The 6092-nt window shown below is 69.4% G+C and carries 7 protein-coding genes; 2 read left to right on the top strand and 5 right to left on the bottom strand.

Annotated features, from left to right (window positions below):
• On the top strand, positions 1-933 hold a 933-nt coding region (locus tag VF794_RS09805), incomplete at its 5' end, for a DUF4382 domain-containing protein (RefSeq protein ID WP_331109064.1).
• Between the two features lie 79 nt (positions 934-1012).
• Here the strand turns inward: VF794_RS09805 and VF794_RS09800 are convergent.
• Positions 1013-1990, bottom strand: coding sequence for an MBL fold metallo-hydrolase (locus tag VF794_RS09800; RefSeq protein ID WP_331109062.1), 978 nt, complete (start codon positions 1988-1990; stop codon positions 1013-1015).
• A gap of 118 nt (positions 1991-2108) precedes the next feature.
• On the bottom strand, positions 2109-3041 hold the full coding sequence (locus tag VF794_RS09795) for a DMT family transporter (protein WP_331109060.1): 933 nt from the start codon (positions 3039-3041) through the stop codon (positions 2109-2111).
• An 86-nt stretch (positions 3042-3127) separates the two neighbouring features.
• Between VF794_RS09795 and VF794_RS09790 the strand changes: the two genes are divergently transcribed.
• Positions 3128-3688: a cytochrome c oxidase assembly factor Coa1 family protein gene (locus VF794_RS09790; RefSeq protein WP_331109058.1), complete on the top strand. Its 561-nt coding sequence runs from the start codon at positions 3128-3130 to the stop codon at positions 3686-3688.
• 73 nt (positions 3689-3761) lie between these two features.
• On the opposite strand, the gene VF794_RS09785 is transcribed toward VF794_RS09790, so the two are convergent.
• The 3 genes from VF794_RS09785 to VF794_RS09775 form a co-directional block, all read right to left on the bottom strand.
• The gene (locus VF794_RS09785) at positions 3762-4730 is read right to left on the bottom strand and encodes an electron transfer flavoprotein subunit alpha/FixB family protein (RefSeq protein WP_331109056.1); all 969 of its coding nucleotides are present in this window, start codon (positions 4728-4730) and stop codon (positions 3762-3764) included.
• A gap of 41 nt (positions 4731-4771) precedes the next feature.
• Positions 4772-5569 (bottom strand): electron transfer flavoprotein subunit beta/FixA family protein, encoded by a 798-nt coding sequence (locus VF794_RS09780; protein ID WP_331109054.1) that lies wholly within the window; start codon positions 5567-5569, stop codon positions 4772-4774.
• A gap of 142 nt (positions 5570-5711) precedes the next feature.
• A partial coding sequence (locus VF794_RS09775; RefSeq protein WP_331109052.1) for an acyl-CoA dehydrogenase family protein occupies positions 5712-6092 on the bottom strand: 381 nt, incomplete at its 5' end.

Raw genomic sequence — 6092 nt, 5'->3', positions numbered from 1 at the left:
TGGATTCAACTGCTGGCGCTCAGCCTCTTCGCCCTCGCCTTCGGCCTCGTCACCACCGGCTGTGGCAATAGCGGCGGCGTCACCATCAAGATCACCGACGCCCCCGGCGACTACAAGGCCGCCTACGTCACCATCTCCGAGGTGTACCTCCAGGGAGAGGGTGGCAAGCAGGTGCTGCGCGACACGCCGGTGACCACCAACCTGGTGACCCTGGCCAACGACGCCGCGGACATCGTCAAGGACGCCGTCGTCCCGGCCGGTAGCTACCGCGAGCTGCGCTTCGTCATCACCGGCGCCTACGTCGAGGTGGAGCAGGCCGACGGCAGCTCCCGTATCTACGCCACCTCCACGGACTACGCGGCCCTGCCCGCGGGCGCCCAGGTCGCGGGCGAGCTCCAGATGCCCAGCTTCAGCTCCTCCGGCCTGAAGGTGAAGTTCGACGGCAACGTGGAGATCACCGGTGAGCAGCAGATCCTCCTGGTGGACTTCGACGTGTCCCAGAGCTTCGGCCACGTGGCGGGCGGCAGCGGCCGGTGGGTGATGAAGCCCGTCATCAAGGGCGCGGACATCGAGTTCAGCGGCAGCGTGAACGTCACCCTGACGAAGGGCGAGGGCGTGACCCTGCCCACCGTCGACGGCAACGCCGTGACGCTGGCCAACTTCAAGGCCACGCTGAAGACCACCGAGGTCAGCCCGGATGGCGCCTCCGCTCCCGCCGCCGAGGAGCTCGACCTGACGGACGCCAACGGCGACGGCGTGTTCGAGGCCAGCTTCAAGTTCCTCGTCCCCGGTACCTATGAGCTCAACATCGTCGGCCCCACGGGCGTGAGCATCACCACCAACCCGGCCGTGCCCACCACGGTGACCATCGCCTCCGGCAAGGACCAGACGCAGGCCTTCACGCTCACGTCGGCCTCGGCCTCGGCCCGCTAACACCTCTCGGCGGTCATGGACCGGGGATACGGAGCCGCTCTCCGTCTCCCCGGTTTGTCTTTCGCGGGGCTCGGAGCGCTCAGAAGAGCGCGAGCTGCTTGGGCGGACCCAGGGCGCGCGCGTCCAGGCCCTCGCCGCGCAGCACCTGGGCCAGCTCCTCGGCGAAGCCGTGCAGGGTGATGATGTCCCGGGCACCGGTGGCCTTCGCGTAGCGCACCAGGGAAGGGCAATCGGCATGGTCCGACAGCGGGAAGGCCACGTCCGCACCGTAGCGGCGACAGGCCCCCGCCCCATCCACCGCCCAGCCGGTGAGGACGGCGGTGGCTCGTGGCCAGAAGGGCGCGAGCGCCCCACCTCGTGCCTGGTGCGGCGGGAAGAAGAGCACCTCGCCCGGCTCCACCCGGCCATCGAAGAGTCGCAGCGGCTCGATGGAGACGCCCAGCTCGCCGTACAGCTTCGTCACCTCGTAGATGGAGGCGTGGGCCACCAGCCGGAAGCCCCGGTCCGAGAGGTACTTCATCGCCTCCTGGCTCTTGCCCAGCGCGTACGCCAGCAGCACCGGCACCGCGCCGCGCTCCTGGTGCCGGCGCACCCAGGACTCCACCTGCCCCAGCACTTCCTCGCGGGGTGGGAAGACGTAGCGCGGGTGCCCGAAGGTGGACTCGATGACGAGCGTGTCGCACTCGGCCACCTGCACGGGCTCGGCGGTGAGCGAGGGCACCACGTTGAGGTCCCCCGTGTAGACGATGCGCTTGCCGTCGTCGCGGATGACGCGAAGCTGAGCACTGCCGAGGATGTGGCCCGCGGGCAGGAGCTCCAGGGTGAGCGCGCCCAGCTCGAAGGGGCGGCCGAAGGGGACCGGCAGTGGCGCGGGGACGGTGCCCAGCCGGTGCGCCATGAAGCGCAGGGTGGCGGCGGTGGCGATGGTGCGCTCGTGCCGGGCGATGTGGTCCGAGTGCGCGTGGCTGACGAAGGACAGGGGGGACTTGCGCTTGGCGTCCAGGGACAGGGGCGTCCCCGTCAGGTGCAGTCCGTTCCTTCGTAGCTCGACACTCATCGGAATCGCTCGGTATAGCGTCTCCGGGTGACCCGTGCGCCTTCTCGTTCCAGGGGGCTCTCGGCCGAACGCGGGGCAGGCCAGGAGACGGGCCCGCCTCGCGTGGGCCCCCGAGGGCTCAAGCGCTCCGCGCGCTCAGCCGGTCCCAGAGGTGGGCACCCAGCTCGGCCACCAGCACGCCGGCCAGGATGAGGCCACCGCCCACCCACTCACGCGGCCCGAGCCTCTCGTAGCCGAGCGCCACCGAGTACACCGCCGCGAAGACGGGCTCCATGGAGCAGACGAGCGCCACGCGCACGGCGGTGGTGCGCGCCTGGGCCCACGTCTGTACGCAGATGGCCAGCGCGCTCGCGAGCAGGCCACAGAAGGCCGCGGCCCCGATGAAGGATGGCACCCATTCCACCCGCGCCCCGGCGAAGGGCAGGCAGAGCGCGGACAGCAGCGCCACCACCCACAGCTGCACGGCCACCAGCGGCACCACGCTCGACTTCGGCGCGTAGCGCTCGGTGAGCTGGATGTGGAAGGCGTAGGCCAGCGCGCAACCCAACGTCAGCCAGTCCCCCTGGGACAGACCCTGCGCCGCGCCCACCTCCGCACCGGTGAGGTAGCGCAGGCCCACCGCCGCCAGCACCACGCCCACCCACGAGGTGAGGCGCGGCACCCGCCGGAAGAGCACCAGCCCCAGCACCGGGACGAACACCACGTACAGCCCGGTGATGAACGCCGAGCGCGAGGGCGTGGTGGACACCAGCCCCACCGTCTGGAGCGCGAAACCGAGGAAGAGGAAGACCCCCAGCGCCAGCCCTCGCCGCAGGGTGGAGGGGACCCACAGCTCGCGCCGGGCGATGGCCGTGAGCGCCAGCGCGCCCATGCCGAAGCGCAGCGCGAGGAAGGAGAACGGGTCTCCATGATCGAGCGCCCCCTTCACCACCACGAAGGTGACACCCCAGAAGGCAGTGATGAGGGCCAGGGCCCCGTCCGCCTGGAGGCGTCCCCTGCCCTCCAGGTGGCCTGGAGCCTCGTTCGCCACGGAGGGAGAGGTGCTGCTCACGGACATCCTATCGATGAGGAAGAATGCCCCCTGCTTTTGGCCTACCCGCCGGGCCGATGCAAGATGGCGGGAGGAGCCGGAGATCCATGAACACGATGCCAGAAGGCGAGATGGCCCCGCGGCAGGGCTGGTGGGGCCGCAACTGGAAGTGGGTGGTGCCCACGGGCTGCCTGGGGCTGCTGCTGTCGTGCGGCTGCCTGGGCGCCCTCATCTTCGGACTCACCTACCAGGCCCTCCGGGGCACGGGGGTCTTCGTCGAGGCGGTGGCCCTGGCCAGGCAGTCGCCGGAGGTGAAGCAGGCCCTCGGCGAGCCCATCGAGGCGGGGATGATGCTCCAGGGCTCCATCCAGTCCAACAATGACCAGGGCTCGGCCAGCTTCTCCGTTCCGCTCGAGGGACCCAAGGCCGCGGGCACCCTGCTCGTGGAGGCCTACAAGGACGGGGAGCAGTGGAAGTTCACCACCCTCCAGGTGGAACTCCCCGGGCAGGACTCCATCAACCTGCTCGGCGGCCCGCCGGAGCCTCCGGCCAACACCGTGCCCTTCCCCGAGCTGCCCGAGGTGGAACCCCTGCCCGAGGAGGAGGCCCCGGGCCAGCATCCCGCCGAGCCGGCCGAGCCCGAGAAGCACGAGGACATCCAGCTCTAGCCCCGCAACGCCGAAGGGGCGGCGCGAGGAGGGTTCCCCGCCACCGCCCCTCCCGGACCCGGCGAGTCCGCGACTACCCCTTGCCCTTGTTGATGGCCTCGCGCAGGGCGGGCAGCACCTTGAAGAGGTCATCCACGAGCCCGTAGTCCGCCACCTGGAAGATGGGGGCCTCGGGGTCCTTGTTGATGGCGACGATCGTCTTGGAGCTCTTCATGCCCGCCAGGTGCTGGATGGCTCCGCTGATGCCCGCGGCGATGTAGAGCTGCGGCGCCACGACCTTGCCCGTCTGGCCCACCTGCAGGTCATTGGGCACCCAGCCGGCGTCGCACACCGCGCGCGAGGCGCCCACCGCGGCGCCCAGCTCGTCGGCCAGGGCTTCAATCTCCTTGAAGTCGCCCTTGGTGCCACGGCCGCCGGAGACGACGACGCGCGCCTCGGTCAGCTCGGGCCGCGCGCTCTTGACCTCCTTGAAGTCGACGAACTTCGTCTTGCCCGTCTCCACCTTGGGAGAGAAGGCCTTCACCTCGGCGGCGCCCTGGCCACCCTGGGCGGCGGGGAACTCGGTGGGGCGCAGCGTGAAGGCCTTCACCGGGGTGGTGAGCTTCACCTCGGCGAACACGTTGCCCGCCCACATGGGCCGGGAGAAGGTGACGTCGGCGCCACCGCCATTGAAGGCCATGACGTCGGTGGCCATGGCGGCCTGGAGGCGGGCGGCCACGCGCGGCATCAGGTCCTTGCCCTGCGCGGTGGACGCCATGCCCACGTAGTTGGCCCCAATGGACCTGGCCAGCTCGGCGATGGCCGGGGCATACGTCTCGGCCAGGTAGTGCTCGAACTCGGGCGCGGTGGCGGTGTGGAGCGCCTTGGCCCCCAGGCCCTTGAGCTCCTCGGTGACCTTGGACGCGTCCTTGGAGAGCAGCACCAGGTGCAGCTCCGCGCCCGCCTTCTCGGCGAGCTGCTTGCCCGCGGTGACGGCGTTGAGGGTAGCCTTGCGCAGGTTCCCGTCCGGCTGCTGCTCGGCGACGATGAGAACGATCGGCATGTTCAGCTCCAATCTCGAAGTAGAAGGGGAACGAGTCCCGGTCAGACGACCTTCGCCTCGTTGCGCAGCTTGTCCACCAGCGCCGCCACGTCCGGCACCTTGATGCCCGCCTTGCGCGCGGGCGGCGACGCCATCTTCACCACCTGCACCTTCGGGGTGACGTCCACGCCCAGCTTCTCGGGCGTCAGCTCCTCGATGGGCTTGCTCTTGGCCTTCATGATGCCCGGCAGGCTGGCGTAGCGCGGCAGGTTCAGGCGCAGGTCCGTGGTGACCACCGCCGGCAGCGCGCACTCGAGCGTGGCCAGCCCGTTGTCCACCTCGCGCACCACGCGCACGCTCTTGCCGTCCGCGCCCAGCTGCAGCGCCGGCACCTTGTTCTTCTCCTGCTCGCTCTCCAGCGACTCCACCTTGGAGGCGAAGGTGGCCTGACCCCAGCCCAGGAACTCGGCGAGGTACTGGCCCACCTGGTTCTGGTCATCGTCGATGGACTGCTTGCCCAGCACGACGAGGTCCGGCTTCTCCTTGTCCACCACCTTCTGGAGCAGGCCCGCCACGCCCATCTGGTCCAACGCGCCCGTGTGGTTCACCCACACCGCGCGGGTGGCCCCCATGGCGAGCGCGTGCCGCAGCTGCTCCTGCACTTCCTTGCCGCCAATGGACACCACCACCACCTCGCCGCCGTGCTTGGCCACGAGGCGCAGCCCCTCCTCGACACCAATCTCGTCGAAGGGGTTGATCTTGTACTTGAGGCCCTCCGGAACGATGCCCGAGCCGTCCGGCTTCACCTTGATCTTGGACTCGGGGTCTTCCACGCGCTTGGCGGTGACGAGGATCTTCACGGTCGTCCTTCTCCTTGAGAGGAAGAGCGGGTACTCCCAGAAAGAAATATGACGCGACGCGGCGCGCGAACGGTCCGGGTTAATAGCCATCCGCGTGTCACGGCGGCAATGGGAAACGGCCGCCGGACACAGTTCTGCTTTTCTACTTGAACAGTTCGCGAGCGATGACGAGCCGCTGGACCTGGCTGGTGCCCTCGTAGACCTGGATGAGCTTGGCGTCGCGCATCAGCTTCTCCACGGGGTAGTCCTTGATGTAGCCGTAGCCGCCGTAAACCTGGACGGCGTCGGTGGCGACCTTCATGGCCATGTCGGCGGCGAAGCACTTGGCGTAGGAGGACACGAGGGTGGGCTTCTGGCCCTCATCCAGCAACCAGGCGCTCTGGTGGCACAGCAGGCGCGCGGCCTGGGTGTTCATGGCCATGTCGGCGAGCATGAACTGGATGGCCTGGTGCTCGCGGATGGGCTTGCCGAAGGTGCGGCGTTGGCTGGAGTACTCCAGGGAGTACTCGAGGGCGGCGCGGGC

This window comes from Archangium sp. (assembly GCF_036389735.1).
GTDB lineage: Bacteria > Myxococcota > Myxococcia > Myxococcales > Myxococcaceae > Archangium.
The sequence above is the reverse complement of the archived record's forward strand: the minus strand, read 5'-3'. Positions and strand labels throughout refer to the sequence as shown.

Excerpts from the sequence above, each read along its gene's own strand:
- VF794_RS09800 (WP_331109062.1), bottom strand. The coding sequence starts at position 1,990 with ATGAGTGTCGAGCTACGAAGGAACGGACTGCACCTGACGGGGACGCCC.
- VF794_RS09785 (WP_331109056.1), bottom strand. The coding sequence starts at position 4,730 with ATGCCGATCGTTCTCATCGTCGCCGAGCAGCAGCCGGACGGGAACCTG.
- VF794_RS09790 (WP_331109058.1), top strand. The coding sequence starts at position 3,128 with ATGAACACGATGCCAGAAGGCGAGATGGCCCCGCGGCAGGGCTGGTGG.